Source organism: Rhizobium sp. PL01, assembly GCF_033447125.1.
In the GTDB taxonomy this organism is placed as follows: Bacteria; Pseudomonadota; Alphaproteobacteria; order Rhizobiales; family Rhizobiaceae; genus Pararhizobium.
Window position 1 is genome coordinate 181,735 of the sequence record NZ_JAWQUM010000004.1, and the last position, 16,257, is coordinate 197,991.

15 protein-coding genes are annotated in these 16,257 nt (G+C 59.2%); 11 read left to right on the plus strand and 4 right to left on the minus strand.

What is annotated here, in order from left to right; genetic code table 11:
* Positions 1-116: 116 nt before the first annotated feature.
* A complete protein-coding gene (locus R6X40_RS11300) occupies positions 117-908 on the minus strand; it encodes a creatininase family protein (protein ID WP_318413629.1) in 792 nt (263 codons plus the stop codon).
* 94 nt (positions 909-1,002) lie between these two features.
* On the opposite strand from R6X40_RS11300, the gene R6X40_RS11305 reads away from it, so the two are divergent.
* The 3 genes from R6X40_RS11305 (at position 1,003) to R6X40_RS11315 (ending at position 3,638) form a co-directional block, all read left to right on the plus strand.
* On the plus strand, positions 1,003-1,503 hold the full coding sequence (locus R6X40_RS11305) for a MarR family winged helix-turn-helix transcriptional regulator (RefSeq protein WP_318413631.1): 501 nt from the start codon (positions 1,003-1,005) through the stop codon (positions 1,501-1,503).
* A 106-nt stretch (positions 1,504-1,609) separates the two neighbouring features.
* Complete coding sequence (locus R6X40_RS11310; protein WP_318413633.1) at positions 1,610-2,638, plus strand: LacI family DNA-binding transcriptional regulator; 1,029 nt, start codon at positions 1,610-1,612, stop codon at positions 2,636-2,638.
* 28 nt (positions 2,639-2,666) lie between these two features.
* Positions 2,667-3,638 (plus strand): 2-hydroxyacid dehydrogenase, encoded by a 972-nt coding sequence (locus R6X40_RS11315; RefSeq protein WP_318413635.1) that lies wholly within the window; start codon positions 2,667-2,669, stop codon positions 3,636-3,638.
* A gap of 6 nt (positions 3,639-3,644) precedes the next feature.
* Here the strand turns inward: R6X40_RS11315 and R6X40_RS11320 are convergent, their stop codons facing one another.
* A complete protein-coding gene (locus R6X40_RS11320) occupies positions 3,645-4,403 on the minus strand; it encodes a gamma-glutamyl-gamma-aminobutyrate hydrolase family protein (RefSeq protein WP_318413636.1) in 759 nt (252 codons plus the stop codon).
* A gap of 411 nt (positions 4,404-4,814) precedes the next feature.
* Between R6X40_RS11320 and R6X40_RS11325 the strand changes: the two genes are divergently transcribed.
* The 7 genes from R6X40_RS11325 (at position 4,815) to R6X40_RS11355 (ending at position 13,145) form a co-directional block, all read left to right on the plus strand.
* Positions 4,815-7,124: a putative bifunctional diguanylate cyclase/phosphodiesterase gene (locus tag R6X40_RS11325; protein ID WP_318413638.1), complete on the plus strand. Its 2,310-nt coding sequence runs from the start codon at positions 4,815-4,817 to the stop codon at positions 7,122-7,124.
* Between the two features lie 228 nt (positions 7,125-7,352).
* Positions 7,353-8,102: an N-acyl amino acid synthase FeeM domain-containing protein gene (locus tag R6X40_RS11330; protein WP_318413639.1), complete on the plus strand. Its 750-nt coding sequence runs from the start codon at positions 7,353-7,355 to the stop codon at positions 8,100-8,102.
* Positions 8,103-8,324: 222 nt separating this feature from the next.
* On the plus strand, positions 8,325-8,549 hold the full coding sequence (locus tag R6X40_RS11335; RefSeq protein ID WP_318413641.1) for an aa3-type cytochrome c oxidase subunit IV: 225 nt from the start codon (positions 8,325-8,327) through the stop codon (positions 8,547-8,549).
* A 182-nt stretch (positions 8,550-8,731) separates the two neighbouring features.
* The gene (locus tag R6X40_RS11340; RefSeq protein ID WP_318413643.1) at positions 8,732-9,889 is read left to right on the plus strand and encodes a Re/Si-specific NAD(P)(+) transhydrogenase subunit alpha; all 1,158 of its coding nucleotides are present in this window, start codon (positions 8,732-8,734) and stop codon (positions 9,887-9,889) included.
* A gap of 62 nt (positions 9,890-9,951) precedes the next feature.
* Positions 9,952-10,362, plus strand: a complete 411-nt coding sequence (locus R6X40_RS11345) for an NAD(P) transhydrogenase subunit alpha (RefSeq protein ID WP_113246605.1) — start codon at positions 9,952-9,954, stop codon at positions 10,360-10,362.
* 10 nt (positions 10,363-10,372) lie between these two features.
* Positions 10,373-11,773: an NAD(P)(+) transhydrogenase (Re/Si-specific) subunit beta gene (locus R6X40_RS11350; RefSeq protein ID WP_318413646.1), complete on the plus strand. Its 1,401-nt coding sequence runs from the start codon at positions 10,373-10,375 to the stop codon at positions 11,771-11,773.
* Positions 11,774-12,032: 259 nt separating this feature from the next.
* The gene (locus R6X40_RS11355) at positions 12,033-13,145 is read left to right on the plus strand and encodes a GGDEF domain-containing protein (protein WP_318413648.1); all 1,113 of its coding nucleotides are present in this window, start codon (positions 12,033-12,035) and stop codon (positions 13,143-13,145) included.
* 34 nt (positions 13,146-13,179) lie between these two features.
* On the opposite strand, the gene R6X40_RS11360 is transcribed toward R6X40_RS11355, so the two are convergent.
* Together R6X40_RS11360 and rpsU are read right to left on the minus strand one after the other, a co-directional pair.
* Positions 13,180-14,067 (minus strand): tetratricopeptide repeat protein, encoded by an 888-nt coding sequence (locus R6X40_RS11360; protein WP_318413650.1) that lies wholly within the window; start codon positions 14,065-14,067, stop codon positions 13,180-13,182.
* Between the two features lie 266 nt (positions 14,068-14,333).
* Complete coding sequence (gene rpsU, locus R6X40_RS11365; RefSeq protein ID WP_412178374.1) at positions 14,334-14,582, minus strand: 30S ribosomal protein S21; 249 nt, start codon at positions 14,580-14,582, stop codon at positions 14,334-14,336.
* A 411-nt stretch (positions 14,583-14,993) separates the two neighbouring features.
* Here rpsU and R6X40_RS11370 point away from each other — a divergent pair, with 411 nt between their 5' ends.
* Positions 14,994-16,247, plus strand: coding sequence for a sarcosine oxidase subunit beta family protein (locus R6X40_RS11370; RefSeq protein WP_318413651.1), 1,254 nt, complete (start codon positions 14,994-14,996; stop codon positions 16,245-16,247).
* Positions 16,248-16,257: the final 10 nt, after the last annotated feature.

Below are 16,257 nucleotides of genomic sequence, written 5' to 3' on the forward strand. Positions count from 1 at the left end.
TTCGGGCATGGGGTTATCGCTGATATAGGAGATGGAAAGCGCCAGCGCAAATGCAGGCGCAATCTTCGCGCCGTTTTTATGCGTACTGAGCGGGTTGCTTCCGACGTTACCCGCTTCTAGCGGAGGGTCGTCAGATCGAACGCTGCAACGTCCTCCAGCAATTCGACAATGCCGCTCGCGGCATGGGCAATCAACTGTTCGCCGCGCTCGGCTGTTGCCGCCGACGCGTTACCGGCAACGCCTTGCTCGTTCAGGTCCGACATCTTCCAGCCGAAAGCGTGCGGGCCATAGGCGCGCAGATGCTTGAAACGATGGGTGAAATCGGACTGGTGAGACGTGAAGCGCTGCGCCTTCGACATATCCACCCTGTCCGGATACATCGCCAGCATTACCGACGTCTCGATATCACCGCCATGGATATCGATCGCCTTGTCTTCCGGCCTTATCCAGCCGTCCGGCTGCCCGAACCGTGTCCAACTCGTCGCCACCGCCAGCATATTGAACCGGACCCGCGCTTCCGTCGCGACAATGGTCATGAGCGGAGAATTGCCGCCGTGTGCGTTCAGCATGACGAATTTGCCGATGCCCTTGCCGTTCAGGTCCTGCGCGATGCCAAGCCAGCGTGTCACCGCCTCTTCATATCCCAGCGAACGCGTGCCTTCGATATCCAGATGTTCGATCGAATACCCAAATGGTTCGGTCGGCAGAAACGTGACGGGCAGGGCAGGCGGCAGACGGGCGATGATCCGTTCAGCAAAACCCTCGGCGATCAGCGCATCGGTTTCGAATGGCAGGTGCGGTCCGTGCTGTTCATGGGCGCCGAGCGGCAGCACGGCAATCCAGTCTGCTCTCGCTGCAGGCGGAAGATCGGAATCATTGTCTTTCCAACGCGGTGCGGGGACTGTCATGCTCCTGAGAGCCTTTCGGTTGTACTTGCGGTATGGCGGTCATTCGAGTCATACAGGTGACGGATGGCCGTGCAAGAAATTTGGTGGAGGACCGATGGGAAAGAAGAGCAAGGCCGAAAAGAAAGCCAAGGGCGGCAAGAAAAAACATCACGACGTCGAAGTCCACGCGCAGGACCTCGCATCGGTGCTGGTGCAGGCGGCGCGCTCGATGCGCACTGTGCTGTCACGCAATCTCCTCGAAAGCGGCCTCTATGCCGGACAGGACGGCGTCATGCTGGCGCTGGCCGAAACCGACGGGCTGACCGCCGGGGTTCTGGCGATGAAGCTCGGCGTCAAGGCGCCGACCATGACCCGTACCGTTGGCCGCATGGAAGCCCAAGGGTTTCTGGAGCGCAGGGCCGACGACGAGGATGCCCGGCTGACCAAGGTCTATCTCACCACCAACGGCCGTGATCGTCTCCAGACCATTGCTGAAGCGGGCAAGACGTCCGAGGAGACGGCAACCAAGGGCCTGAGCGAAAAACAGATCAAGACCCTGATGAAATTGTTGCGCGCGGTCGATGGCAATCTTCAGGGTACGGCTGCGGCCGACTAACGCCTTCTCCTAATCCTGCCTTAATTGGCGATTGCGGCGGCAATTTAAACAGTTTAAAGAGGATTTAAAAATAGCGGTATTGAGCCGGTACACTTGAGGGGGAAACGTGGCGCAGAAGATCAAGCTCTCCACCATTGCGGAAACGCTTGGTGTGTCCACGGCGACCGTTTCCCTGGCATTGCGCGACAGTCCTCTCGTCGCCGCCATGACCCGCGACAAGATCAAGGAACAGGCCCGCGCGCTCGGCTATATCTACAATCGCCGCGCCGCCAGCCTTCGAACCTCCCGCTCCGGCATTATCGGTGTCGTCGTGCACGACATCATGAACCCGTTCTACGGCGAGATTCTGAAAGCCATCGAGGCCGAACTCGACCGCGACCGGCAGACTTTCATTCTGTCCAACCATTATGATTCCGTCGAAAAGCAACGCGCCTTTATCGAAACCCTGCTGCAGCTCGGTGGCGACGGTGTCATCATGTCGCCGGCTATCGGTACGCCGCCGGAGGATATCCAGCTTGCCGAAGACAATGGCATGCCGGCGATCCTGATTGCCCGCTCGATCGAGGGCCTCGATGTACCGATCTTCAGGGGCGACGACGCCTATGGCATCTCGCTTGCCACCAACCACCTGATCAGCCTCGGTCACCGCGTCATTGCCATGGTTGGCGGTACGGACCAGACCTCGACAGGCCGTGACCGGTATCAGGGTTACGTCAACGCGTTGCGCAAGGCCAATATCGATGTCGATCCGGACCTGCGCATTCCCGGTCCCCGCTCGATGCAAGGCGGCTTCGAGGCCGCTGTTCATCTGCTTTCCCTGCCGCAAAAGCCGACGGCCGTCGTCTGCTGGAACGATCTTGTCGCCATCGGCATGATGAACGGCATTGCCCGCGCCGGTCTCGTTCCCGGCCGCGATGTGTCGGTCACCGGTTACGACGATCTTGAAGAAGCGTCGATCTCGACACCGGCGCTGACGACTGTCTGGAATGGCCAGTCCGATGTCGGCCGCAGTGCGGCCCGCGCGCTGCTCGACAAGCTGAACGGCAGCCACGAGCCGGACGGTATTCATCTGATCAAGCCCGAAATGCGGATCCGCCAGTCGACCGGGCCGCTTCGCCCCAATCCCACCGAGTAATCCGATCCCATTCCGCAAGGAGCAAACCATGTCCAATGGCCGCCCGCGTATTCTCGTGCCCGGAAAGATGAGCCAGCGTGTGCTCGATCGTTTGCCGAAGACGTTCGACCCTGTCTTCGTTGCAGCCGCTGATCCCGAATTGGTGACGGCTGACCTTGCGTCCGGTATCTCCGGTATCGCCGTCCAGGGCAAAATTCCAGCCGGTTTCATCGACGCATTTCCCAACCTCGAAATCATCGCCAACTTTGGCGTCGGCTACGATGGTGTTGATGCCGGACATGCGGCCAAGCGTGGAGTCGTTGTCACCAACACGCCTGACGTGCTGACGGAAGAGGTGGCCGATACGGCAATCGGTTTGCTGCTCAATACGTTGCGGCGTTTTCCGGCGGCCGAACAATGGCTGCGGCAGGGACGTTGGGCCAAGGATGGCGCCTTTGCGCTTTCGCCTTTGACGCTGCGCGGCCGCACGGTCGGCCTTTACGGCCTCGGCCGTATCGGACTGGCGATCGCCAAGCGTCTGGAAGCTTTTGGCGTCTCCATCGCCTATCACACCCGCACGCCGCGCGAAGGCCTAGCCTACACCCATTATCCGACGCTCAAAGGCATGGCGGAAGCGGTCGATACGATCATCGTGATCGTGCCCGGAACAGATAGCACGCGCAAGACAGTCAATGCTGAGGTTCTGCAAGCCTTGGGGCCGCAAGGTGTGCTGATCAATGTCGGGCGCGGCACGACTGTGGACGAGGCGGCCCTCGCCGATGCCCTCCAGCGCGGCGTGATCGCTGCTGCCGGTCTGGATGTCTTTGAGAACGAACCGCATGTCCCCGAGGCTCTTCTGGCGCTGCCGAATGCCTCGCTGCTGCCGCATGTCGGCTCCGCATCGCAGGCTACGCGCAATGCCATGGCCGATCTGGTCGTGGACAATCTCGTTGCGTGGTTCGAGACCGGAGCCGCATTGACGCCGGTTGCAGAGACACCATTCAAGCGGAAGACGGCCTAAAGGCCGTCAGGCTTTTTTCTTCGCCGCCGCATAGGCGCGAACCGCGTCGCCGAATGCCTGAAACAGGGTCGAGGACGGAGCGTCCTTGCCGACCCAGTATTCCGGATGCCATTGTACGCCAACGGCAAAGGCTTTGGCATCGATGACGGAGACGGCCTCGATCGTGCCATCCTCGGCAACGGCTTCAACGGCAAGGCGCGGCGCGGCCTTCGAGATTGCCTGCCGGTGCAGCGAGTTCACCTGAACTTCGCCGGCGCCGAGCACCGAGGCAAGACAGCTGCCTTCCTTGACGATGACGGACTGGCGAATGCCGTAGGCGACGTCGAGTTCGGGTACGTCTGGCTTGCGGTGATCTGAAATGCCCGGCATGTCCTGAATTTCATTTGCCAGCGTGCCGCCCAGCGCAACGTTCAATTCCTGTATGCCACGGCAGATGGCGAGCAACGGGACGCCGCGTTCCAGCGCGCGGCGGATCAGCGGCAGGCTCGTCGCGTCGCGGCCCGGATCGAAGGGGCCGTCGGCTTCTGTCGCATCCTGTCCATACAGTGAGGGATGCACATTGGTACGCGATCCACTGACAAGAACGCCATCCACCCGGTCGAGGATTTCGTCGGCATCATTGCCGGTCTCGAGGGCCGGAACGAGGAATGTCATCACGCCGGAGCCTTCGACGGCAGCGCGCACATATTGATGCGGCGTGGCATGCCAGACGTTGCCATCGAAGGATCTGAAATCAGCGGGTATGGCAACAACGGGTTTAGGCATTGCGGGTCTCCACCTGTGTATCTGTCCAGTCAAGCCATTGCGGTCAGCCACGCAATAAAGTCAACTCCGTTGAAGAAAATTGCCAACCGCTGTTGACGTTGGTTGAACGGGCAAGATTTGGCCATATCCTTTAGAACTGGAGTAACCATTCCTGCAGATAAAAGAGCGAACCCAGCCTCAAGAAATTTCCGGGCGGAGGACGCCGGGTAACCCGCTGGCGGCCGAATCCATGCAGGGTTGCGAAAAATCGATAGTCTTTAGGTGTGGCTGCAATACTGGGTTGAAATATTTCAATAACGCAGCATCTGGACCATGGCCTGTAATATATGGGAAGATTTTTTCCGGTAAGCGTGCGAAATCTTTCGTTAAACCCTCGGGAATAACACTTCGCCAAACCGGAGCAGGGGGTTCATGAAGTCAAATGAACAGAGCGCTCTTCCGACCGATGTGTACCTTTCGTTCGTAAGCTCGCTCTACGATTACCGTCAGACATTGTTGATCGGCATGCTGTCGCATGTCGTGACATTTCTGCTGGTTTTTGCAAAAACCTACGACCCCTTTTTCATCGGCTGTGCAATCGCGATTGTGCTGATCTGGTTCGTGCGCGGCATTGACATGCGCCGGTTCGACCGCGCGAATCTCGCGTCGCTGGATTTTGAAGGCATTCGCCTCTGGGAAAACCGCTATAATGCCGGTGGTGTCTGCGCCACTATTACGCTCGGCACGGCCTGCGGCTATGCCATTCTTGTCAGCCGCGACCCATTTGCAGAGCTCGCCTGCATTTCCGTGACGCTCGCCACCATGGTTTCCCTCGTCGGCCGCAATTACGGTTCTGCCCGTGCGGTCGTCGTCATGTCCCTGTCGGCTTGCGGTCCGATCATCCTCGGCCTGCTTGGCCTGATGGACGGGTTCATGGCGCTGCTTGCCGTCTTGATCGTGCCGTTCATTCTCACGACCTGGTCGATGGCGCGCGGCGTGCGCGAAACCTTGCACAGGAATGTGCTGGCTGCCCGTGAAATATCGACGATTGCCGGGCGGTTCGACCTCGCCCTGAACAATATGCCGCATGGCCTGTTCATGCTTGATGCCGACAACCGTATCCTGGTCGCCAACCGGCGGGCCTGCGAGCTTCTCAATCTCGGCGACCGGGAACGCCTCAAGGATTGCCATCTCGATGCGGTGCTGCGCTATGGTGTCCGTCATACATTCCTGGAGCAGGATCAGGCCAAGCAGGTCCTGAAGCAGCTGGACCAGTTGATGCAGGGCATGCAGTCGCGCGCGCTCATCCCTTTTTCTGATGATCTGTTCCTCGAATTTTCTGCGAGCCGGCGAGCCAGTGGCGGTGTCGTGCTGATCTTCGAAGACGTGACAGCGCGTGTGCGGGCGGAGAAGAAGATCCTGCAAATGGTGCGGTTCGATACGCTGACGGGCCTGCCCAATCGCGACTACTTCGCCGAACTGGTCAGCAATGCGCTTGCCGATCAAAACCGCACTGGGCTGACCGGTTTCATGGTTCTCGATGTCGCCGAGTTCAAGCATGTCAACGACACGCGCGGCCATGTAGTCGGCGACAGACTGTTGTGTGCGATCTCCGAAAGATTGAAGAAGGTAACGGGAGACAAGGCAATTGCTGCACGCCTGATGGGCGACGAATTCGTCTTGTTCTTTTCGGGCGAAAGCAACCGGCGTCTTCTGGAAGAGCGTATGCGGGCGGTGCACGCGCAGATGCGCGGTGCCTATCTCGCCAGCGGCTTTACCTTCAATATTTCGATGAGCGCCGGCTATGTGATTGCCGATAGTTCCGACTTCCGTCTCGAAGACATGCAGATCAAGGCCGACCTTGCGCTGTTCGAGAGCAAGAACCGCGAGAAAGGAAGCTGTACCGCATTCGAAGCGGAAATGGATGCGAACTATCTCGACCGGCAGAAACTGAAGACCGATCTTCGCGAGGCAATTGACACGGGAGGGCTATCGGTTGCCTATCAGCCGATGTTCCTCGCCGACGGATCGCGTATCGAATGCTGCGAGGCGCTCGCGCGCTGGATCCATCCCGAGCGCGGTCCGGTTCCACCGGACGTCTTCATTCAGTTGGCCGAAGAAATCGGCGTCGTTTCCAGTATTACCAAATTCATGCTGCGCCAGGCCTGTCTCGATTGCCTGAAATGGCCCAGCCACATTGCCGTTTCCGTCAATCTCTCCGTTCTTGATCTGCGCAATGGCGAAATCATCCCGATCGTCACGGATATTCTATCCGAAACCGGACTGGATCCATCCCGGCTTCACCTTGAGGTGACGGAGAGTTGCCTGATGGAAGAGGCGGCCAAGGTGCAGACAATCCTCCAGGAATTGCGCGCCCGCGGCATTACCATCGCCATCGATGATTTTGGGACCGGATATTCGAGCCTCAGTTATCTCGATGCGCTGCCGCTGGATATCATCAAGATCGATCGCTCCTTCGTGCGCAATATCCGCGAGGACGCGCGTCGCTTCAAACTTCTGCGCGGCATGGTCAACCTGTCGCGCGAGCTTGGATTGAAAATCGTCATCGAAGGGGTCGAGACCAACGACCAGCTGGCGCTGATCAATCAGTACAAATGTGCCGACCTGATCCAGGGGTATGTCTTTGCTGCCCCCATGCCGTCGCTGGCGATCGAAAGCCTGTCGGATACACTGCTGAAGAAGCTTTCCGTGCCAAAACGGCGCAATCGGCGCACCGCGTAGATTTCCAGCCTTTCTCCGTGTTTGTTCGTGACCCAATCCTGCGAAGGTTCGGGACACCGGATTTACCGCCTGTTTCACGATGTTAAGCGATCAAAAAGCGCATTAGTAATTTAGCATTAACTGTCTGTTAACCTTAACAAATGGTTTATGCTTAATAATCTATTAAAATATTGTGAGGTGCCTCCGTTTAGAAGATGAATGCCCCCTTCAACGGGGGCGTTTGATGAAATGAAAGCGGAGCAGCAGAACAGGTTTTCAGAGCGACTGCTGGACCTGTTGGATCGTGTCGAGTATCGCCGGGTCTTGTCGGGGGAGGACATGGAAGATGTCGCCCGCATCCGTTTCAAAGCCTACAAGATGGCCGACATATTGCCCTTGTCCGGCACGATGCTCATCGATGACATCGATTTCGACAGCCACGCCTATGTTTTCGGGATCTATTTCGAAGAGCGGCTGATCAGCACCGTGCGGGTGCATCATGTAACGCCCGAGCATCGGATCAGCTCGTCCGGTTCCGTCTTCGGAGCGGAGATCGACAGTTTTCTGGATGCCGGCCTGACGTTGATCGATCCCGTCCGCCTCGCCGCCGATCCGGAAATCCTGCGGGAAATGCCGGCCATCCCCTATCTCACCTTGCGTGTTGCGACGATGGCGTCCGAGCATTTCGACGTCGACCGCTGTCTGTCTCTGGTCAAGCCGCAGCATGCCGCCTTCTATAAACGGGTATTCGATGCCGACACGATCGTCTCTCCGCAGAAGAATTGCGGCAACTACAACATCGACCTGACATTGCTCGCTGCCCGCGTCCGCGAAATACGCCCTTGGCTCTATACCCGGTTCCCATTCTTCGATTCAGAGCCATTCGAGCGGCGCATGATGTTCGGTGACGATCGGGAGGCCCAATATGCGCCGCTGACGGTCCTGCCGACCGCGCGTCTGGCGTTGACGATGCAGAGCCGCGCGCGCAGCCAGGGCTGATCGGATTTTCAGAGGGCTGGAATGCCCGCTTGCCGAACCGTTATGCCGCATGTTGCGCCTGCAGTTTTCGTTGCGTTTGACTGTGGCTTTGTGTAAGGCCACCTATGCGTGATCGTTGCTTTCGGGCACTCTGGATGCGTATAGAATGGAATAGAGACGAGATGCCGCGCTCGCCGCCAAGGGTAGGGTAGGGCGCAGCTGAATTTCAGGGAGATATGGACGATGGCTGAACATCATTCCGGACCGGCCGAACTGGGCGCACCGATGGATTATGCCGAACACGAGAAGACCTACAAATTCTTCCTCGAAGGCTCGAAAATCGTCACGATCTTCTGCGTTGCGCTGCTGATCGCCATGGCTGCCGGTTTCTTCACCAGCGCCGGTTTCTTCACAGCTTTCGTCCTGTTCATTCTCCTCAATATCGCCGGCTTCGTGCTTCTGCGCTGACCGGTTTTCCAAAGTTTTGACGAAATCGGCACTTGGGAGTGAGGTGCCGGCTTTTCCATGGCCCGGTGATTGCCGGGCCGGGAGAGACATGCGCGCAGGGTGGACCAAGGCGCGATTATCGAGTGAACGGGAGAGTGGAAATCGCGGCCCGCCGTGTTCCCGCCCGTCTCAGGGAGGAACCTGTGGCAGAGATCGTATTCATACCGTTGGAAACATTTCCGGGCGAGGGCCGTATTGCGGCGTCACCTGAAAGTGTGAAGAAGCTCAAGACCCTCGGTTTCGAGGTTGTCGTTCAGGCCGGTGCCGGTCTTTTGTCACGCATTCCCGATAGTGAGTTCGAGAAGGCCGGTGCTGTGATCGGCTCGGCTGCAGATGCCGCGAGCGCTGATGTGGTGCTGAAAGTGCGCCGTCCGACGGCGGTCGAGGTTTCCGGCTATAAGTCCGGTGCCATCGTGCTGGCGATCATGGATCCCTATGGCAATGATCAGGCATTGGCGGATATGGCCAAGGCCGGTGTTTCGGCATTCGCGATGGAGCTGATGCCGCGCATCACCCGGGCGCAGTCTATGGACGTTCTGTCGTCGCAGGCCAATCTTGCCGGTTACCAGGCCGTGATCGAGGCGGCGTCCGAATATGACCGGGCCATGCCGATGATGATGACGGCTGCGGGTACAGTTCCTGCGGCCAAGGTTTTCGTCATGGGTGCCGGCGTTGCCGGCCTGCAGGCGATCGCCACAGCGCGGCGCCTCGGCGCTGTGGTCTCCGCTACCGATGTTCGTCCCGCCTCAAAGGAACAGGTCGCCTCGCTCGGCGCCAAGTTCATCGCGGTCGAGGATGACGAGTTCAAGGCGGCCGAGACATCCGGCGGCTATGCCAAGGAAATGTCGGCGGAATACAAGGCCAAGCAGGCGGTGCTGACCGCCGAGCATCTGGCCAAGCAGGATATCGTCATCACCACGGCGTTGATCCCCGGCCGTCCGGCACCACGGCTGATCACCCGCGAGATGCTGAAGGCCATGAAGCCCGGCTCGATCGCTATCGACCTCGCTGTCGAGCGCGGCGGCAATGTCGAGGGTGCGGTTGCCGATCAGGTGGTCGAGGTCGAGGGCGTCAAGGTCGTCGGGTATACCAATATGCCGGGCCGTATCGCGGCTTCGGCTTCGGCACTCTATGCCAAGAACCTGGTGACCTTCCTTGAGACCATGGTTGGCAAGGAAACCAAGGCGCTGGCTCTCAATGTCGAGGACGAACTCGTCAAGGCGACGATGCTGACGCATGGCGGTGCCGTGGTGCATCCGAACTTCGCCGCAGCACCTGTGATTGCCTCAGCAACTGCTTAAGAACTGGAGAGGGCAGCACTGGTGCTTCGGGGAGAAGTGCGGCTGCCCAAGGGAGAAATGGTATGGCCAATGAGATGCTCGACAAGGCGATCGGCGACCTCGACCGGGCGGTCGAAGCGGTGCGCACCGCCGCCGAATATGTGCCGGATGCCGCCGGCAATGTTGTTCATGGATTGAGTGGCGGCGCCATCGATCCGTTCGTGTTCCAGCTGGCGATTTTCGTGCTGTCGATCTTCGTCGGCTATTACGTCGTCTGGTCGGTCACGCCGGCACTGCATACGCCGCTGATGGCGGTCACCAATGCGATTTCCTCCGTCATCGTCGTCGGTGCGCTGCTTGCGGTCGGCATCTCGGCGTCCGGGCTTGCCACCGGTTTCGGCTTCGTGGCGCTGGTGCTGGCCTCGGTCAATATCTTCGGCGGCTTCCTCGTCACCCAGCGCATGCTGGCCATGTACAAGAAAAAAGAGAAGTGAGGCCGCACTGATGTCACCCAATATTGCAGCCTTCCTCTATCTGGTTTCCGGCGTCCTGTTCATCATGGCGCTGCGTGGCCTGTCGCATCCGACCACCTCGCGCCGGGGCAATATCCTCGGCATGGTCGGCATGGGTATCGCCATCGTCACTACGCTGTTGCTCGCCACCCCGTCCTTTGGTGGTTTGGTGCTGATCGTGCTCGGTCTCGCCATTGGCGGTGGTGCCGGTGCTTATATCGCCCGCTCGATCCCGATGACCTCGATGCCGCAACTGGTTGCCGGCTTCCATTCGCTGGTCGGTCTTGCCGCCGTTCTGGTCGCGGCCTCGGCGCTCTATACGCCGTCGTCCTTCGGTATCGGCGAAATCGGCGGGATCCATGCCCAGGCTCTGGTTGAAATGGCGCTTGGCGTTGCCATCGGCGCCATCACCTTTACCGGCTCGATCATCGCCTTCCTGAAGCTTGATGGCCGCATGTCCGGCAAGCCGATCATGCTGCCGTTCCGCCATGTGATCAACAGCGTGCTTTTGCTGCTGATCGTCTTCTTCATCATCAGTCTTGCCGCATCCGAAAGCCATTTCGATTTCTGGGCGATCGTCGTTCTGTCGCTGGCACTCGGCGTTCTCCTGATCGTGCCGATCGGCGGCGCCGACATGCCGGTGGTCGTCTCGATGCTCAATTCCTATTCCGGTTGGGCGGCCGCAGGTATTGGCTTTACGCTCGGTAATCTGGCGCTGATCATCACCGGCGCGCTGGTTGGTTCGTCGGGTGCAATCCTGTCCTACATCATGTGCAAGGGCATGAACCGTTCCTTCATCTCGGTCATTCTGGGCGGTTTCGGCGGTGATACCGCAGCGGCTGCCAGCGACGATGGGGTGCAACGTACGGTCAAGCAGGGCTCGGCCGACGATGCCGCCTTCCTGATGGCCAATGCCTCCAAGGTGATCATCGTGCCCGGCTACGGCATGGCGGTCGCCCAGGCCCAGCATGCGGTGCGCGAGCTTGCGGATGCGCTGAAGAAGAACGGTGTCGAGGTGAAATATGCCATTCATCCGGTTGCGGGCCGCATGCCCGGCCACATGAACGTGCTGCTGGCCGAAGCCAATGTTCCCTATGACGAGGTGTTCGAGCTCGAGGACATCAACTCCGAGTTCGCGCAGGCTGACGTTGCCTATGTCATCGGGGCCAATGACGTCACCAACCCGGCAGCGCGCGACGACAAGACATCGCCGATCTACGGCATGCCGATCCTCGATGTCGACAAGGCCAAGACCTGCCTGTTCGTCAAGCGCTCGCTCGGCTCCGGCTATGCCGGTATCGACAACACGCTGTTCTACAAGGAAGGCACCATGATGCTGCTTGGCGACGCCAAGAAGATGACCGATGATATCGTCAAGGCCATGAATCACTAAAGCGATAAACCCCTGAGCATGCAGTGCCGCTGATCCAAGCGGCACTGCATTGCTTTGCTTTGGCCCCTTGCATTCTTCCTCCCGGCATTTAATCGAAATTCAACTGTCCTCGCATATCGTTGGTTGCCAGCCGCAACAATTGGCGCCGGTGTTACGAAAGAGGACCATGAGCTCACCTTCGCAATTCGGTTACGCCCGGATAGGGCATTACGCCCGGCAGCTTGACGCGGGGATCGGTCGGTTACGGTTTCAAGGCGAGATGGAGCGCGAATATGCGCTGCAGATCGACAGGGATGAGCGTCGCCCTGCTATGGTGAGTGCGGTTTTCTCTCTGGTCTTCATCATTCTATTCGGGGTGTCCGATTTTGTACGGCTCCCGCTGGTGGATCATTTTCCCAATCTTACCGCCGATATGTGGGGCATTCTGGCCAGCCGGTGGGTGGCAGTCCTGTTTCTGCTTGGCTGCCTGTATATTTGCCATCGACAGCGCGGGGCGTCGCGGGCGGCGCCTTTGTCCATAGCTGTGGTGATGACCCTTACGGTGTGTGGGGCGGTGTCGGTCTGCCTTTACAAGCGCAACCATCTCGGCGATGCCGAATTCGCCCAACTTCTGTTTATCATGGGGGCGTTCTCCCCGCTGGGGCTCCGCTTCCGTCACAGTCTTGTGCTGGCGGCTGGCGTTGTCGTCACGACTTTTTTGCTGCGATACTGGCTGCTGCCGACGGAGCTGCACGGGCAGCAATTCAACGCCATGCTGCTTTTGACGTTGATCTTCTCGGCCGTCGGCGGGTATCTCCGGGAGCGTGCGCATCGAGAGCAATTTCTCTTGCGTGGTATTCTCAAGGAACAGGCATCGCGCGATCCGCTGACGGGGCTTGCCAATCGGCGTGGCCTTGACGAGCAGCTTGAGGCGGTTCGCCAGCAAGCCCGGCGGGAAAATGTACCGGTCGGCCTGCTGTTGCTCGATGTCGATTTTTTCAAGCGCTATAACGATCGCTACGGGCATCAGGCCGGCGATCTGGCACTACAGCGCCTGGCGGCGCGTTTGGACGCCTTTGCGCGCCGTCCACTCGATATGGCCTGCCGGATGGGCGGCGAGGAGTTCGCGCTTGTCCTGTACGATTGCGGAGCCGCGTCGCTGAAGGACCGTGCGGATGAACTTTGCGCGGACGTGCGGGCCCTCCGTATCGATCATGCCCCTTCAGATACCTGCGCTTTCGTGACCGTCAGTATCGGAGGTGTCCTGTTGCAACCGCAGGAAACGGCATGGTCCGCTCTCGATCGAGCGGACCAGTTGCTTTACGAGGCCAAACGGGAGGGGCGCAATCGCACGTCTGTCGAGCGCCGGCTGCCCGTGGCTGCTGTCGCATGACCGGCATGAGGAAACCTGCCGCGCCCTTCTCTCGTTAGCCGGCTGTTTTCACGCGGGCAAGTCCGGCACGCGCCGGTTCGTACTTGGGGTCGAGCGATAGAGCGTGGCCATAGGACTTCGCTGCCTTTGCCTTGTCGCCGCGACGCTCATAGACCAGCGCCTGGTTGGCCCAGGATTCCGCGATCTTGCCGTTCAGCGTGATCGCGGTGTTGAAATCTGCGAACGCATTGTCGTCGTCGTTGGTTGCGACGTAGGAAATACCGCGGCCGTTATAGGGCTCCGGCGAATTTGGCGACAGCGATATGGCGGTGGAGAAATCCTCGATCGCCTGCGCGTGCTGTTTGCGGGCCTGATAGATCAGGCCGCGATTGTGGTAGGCGCGGGGGTCTGTAGTGTCGAGTTCGATCGCCTTGTTGAAATCGGCGAAAGCCTGATCGAGCTTGCCTGCCTGGCGGTAGAGATTGCCCCGGCCGATGAACGCGACGTCATAACGTGGATTAAGCTGCAGGGCCATGTTGTAGTCGGACTGCGCCGCCGACTGATCGCCCATGTTGCGCTCGACAAGGGCGCGGTTGGCATAGGCCTGATAGAAGCGCGGGTTGAGTTCGACCGCCTTGTTGAAATCGGCGAGAGCCCGGCGAAATTCGCCGGCGCGGCCGTATGCGGAGCCACGGACGTTGTAGCCTTCCGGATCGCTCGGGTTGGCTGAGATCACGGCAGACAGAGAGGCAATGTTTTCGTTGCTTCCCTGAGCCCGCTCGACGCGCATCACATCGTTCGACGTGTCGGCGGTCGTGCAGCCTGACAGCATCAGCACTCCGGTCACAGCTAGCATGGAAGCGAGGGCGAAACCGCGCCGATTAGAGCGCCCGGCACGGCCGGTATGGTCGGAAAAATCCGCAGTCCTGGCAGTCGATGTCAAGATTGATTCCCTCGATTAAGCGAAGCGTCTCGGCATGTCCCGAGCCTCAAGCGGCGGATCGGGCCAGCATGCACATTTCAAAGTCCTGGACCCATCAGATGCACCGTCGTGGATGCGGTTCCGTGCCCGAAGACAGTTAGCACGCTCTGCGCGCTGGTCGTCTGTGTCCGGATTTACCTCCGGCGGCATGCGACTGAAACAGAAAGAGCGGTGGCGATCATATCGCCCCCGCCCGATTTACGCGTCAGATACGCTGTAAACGCTAATCAGCGTGCTGCAGCCGCCGCAGCAGGGCGGGGTGTAACGATACCCATTTCGCGCTGCAAACGCTTGCGGGCCAGCTTGCGAATGCGACGAACGCCTTCAGCTTTTTCGCGGGCGCGCTTCTGGGATGGCTTTTCGTAGGCCTCACGCATCTTCATTTCGCGGAAAATGCCTTCGCGCTGCATCTTCTTCTTGAGTGCGCGAAGCGCTTGATCGACATTGTTGTCGCGGACTAGTACCTGCACGTGAATCCCGTTCCTTCAGTTTGGAGTGATCGCCTCATGAAGTCAGGTCAACGAGGCAAAAAAATATGGTTCGCGGAGCCCGAAAGCTTTACGATTGAGAGAGCGGATACCAGATCGGTTGCTCAAAGTCCAGCTTCGAGTTGGTTTTCACGCCCGAAAGTGCCGGAAAACCTTGGTTTCAAGGGTTTGGTTGCGGGAATTGCGATGAGACATTGCTGTATCAGCTCTGTTGGATGTTCCTCTCTCATATGTGTTCTGCCTTATATTGCGCCCGGGATGCGGTATGTCGCAACTCGCGCAACAAGCGCCGTCTCGCGTCGCAAAAGAAACGTTGCGGAAGGCCGGGATTTGCGATTTCTAGGATCGACCACAAGAAATTCACCGGCCTTTTGGCAGGACTACGGAGTGTGAAGGCGGATGCGCAAATATTCGGTTTTTGCTGTCGCTCGCGAAGCGATGCGCGGCCACAGGGGATGGGAGGCACAGTGGACCTCACCAGAGTCGCGTAAGGAATATGATGTCATCATCATCGGCGCCGGCGGCCATGGCCTCGGCACCGCCTATTACCTCGCCAAGGAACACGGCATCACCAATATCGCGGTGCTCGAAAAGGGCTGGCTCGGTGGTGGCAATACTGGCCGCAACACAACGATCATCCGCTCCAACTATCTCTATGACGAAAGCGCCGGAATCTACGACCACGCGCTGAAGCTCTGGGATGGCCTTAGCCAGGATCTCAACTACAACGTCATGTATTCGGCGCGCGGCGTGATGATGCTGTCGCACAACGTCCATGATCAGCAGGTGTTCAAGCGCCATATCCATGCCAACAGGCTGAACGGCATCGACAATGAATGGCTGACGCCGGAGCAGGCGCAGGAATTCTGCCCGCCGCTCGATATTTCCCGCAACGCCCGCTATCCGATCAACGGTGCCGCCTTGCAGCGCCGCGGCGGAACCGCGCGCCATGACGCTGTTGCCTGGGGCTATGCCCGTGCGGCCGCCGATCGCGGCGTCCATATCATCCAGAACTGCGAAGTCACCGGCATCCGCCGCAATCCGGATGGTTCCGTCGCCGGTGTCGATACCAATCGCGGCCAGATCAATGCCAAGAAGGTTGGCGTCGTTGCTGCCGGTCATACGTCTGTGTTAATGGAAATGGCCGGCGTTCGTATGCCGCTGGTCAGCTATCCACTGCAAGCGTTGGTTTCCGAGCCGATCAAGCCGATCTTCCCTTGCGTTGTCATGTCGAACACCGTTCACGCCTATATCTCGCAGTCGGACAAGGGCGAGCTTGTGATCGGCGCAGGCACCGACCAGTATTCGTCCTATTCGCAGACCGGCGGCCTGCAGATCATCACTCATACGCTCGACGCAATCTGTGAACTGTTCCCGATCTTCCGTCGCATGAAGATGATGCGCTCCTGGGGCGGTATCGTTGATGTGACGCCGGATCGTTCGCCGATCCTGGCCAAGACCCCGGTTTCCGGTCTTTACGTCAACTGTGGCTGGGGCACCGGTGGCTTCAAGGCAACGCCGGGTTCGGCCAATGTCTTCGCCCACACCATCGCCAACGACGCGCCGCACAAGATCAACGCGCCCTTCACGCTGGAACGCTTCCGCTCGGGCCGCCTGATCGACGAAGCGGCCGCGGCTGCTGTCGCGCATTAAGGGGAAAACA

Excerpts from the sequence above, each read along its gene's own strand:
- R6X40_RS11300 (WP_318413629.1), bottom strand. The coding sequence starts at position 908 with ATGACAGTCCCCGCACCGCGTTGGAAAGACAATGATTCCGATCTTCCG.
- R6X40_RS11305 (WP_318413631.1), top strand. The coding sequence starts at position 1,003 with ATGGGAAAGAAGAGCAAGGCCGAAAAGAAAGCCAAGGGCGGCAAGAAA.
- R6X40_RS11315 (WP_318413635.1), top strand. The coding sequence starts at position 2,667 with ATGTCCAATGGCCGCCCGCGTATTCTCGTGCCCGGAAAGATGAGCCAG.
- R6X40_RS11320 (WP_318413636.1), bottom strand. The coding sequence starts at position 4,403 with ATGCCTAAACCCGTTGTTGCCATACCCGCTGATTTCAGATCCTTCGAT.
- R6X40_RS11325 (WP_318413638.1), top strand. The coding sequence starts at position 4,815 with ATGAAGTCAAATGAACAGAGCGCTCTTCCGACCGATGTGTACCTTTCG.
- R6X40_RS11330 (WP_318413639.1), top strand. The coding sequence starts at position 7,353 with ATGAAAGCGGAGCAGCAGAACAGGTTTTCAGAGCGACTGCTGGACCTG.
- R6X40_RS11335 (WP_318413641.1), top strand. The coding sequence starts at position 8,325 with ATGGCTGAACATCATTCCGGACCGGCCGAACTGGGCGCACCGATGGAT.
- R6X40_RS11345 (WP_113246605.1), top strand. The coding sequence starts at position 9,952 with ATGGCCAATGAGATGCTCGACAAGGCGATCGGCGACCTCGACCGGGCG.
- R6X40_RS11350 (WP_318413646.1), top strand. The coding sequence starts at position 10,373 with ATGTCACCCAATATTGCAGCCTTCCTCTATCTGGTTTCCGGCGTCCTG.
- R6X40_RS11355 (WP_318413648.1), top strand. The coding sequence starts at position 12,033 with ATGGAGCGCGAATATGCGCTGCAGATCGACAGGGATGAGCGTCGCCCT.
- R6X40_RS11370 (WP_318413651.1), top strand. The coding sequence starts at position 14,994 with ATGCGCAAATATTCGGTTTTTGCTGTCGCTCGCGAAGCGATGCGCGGC.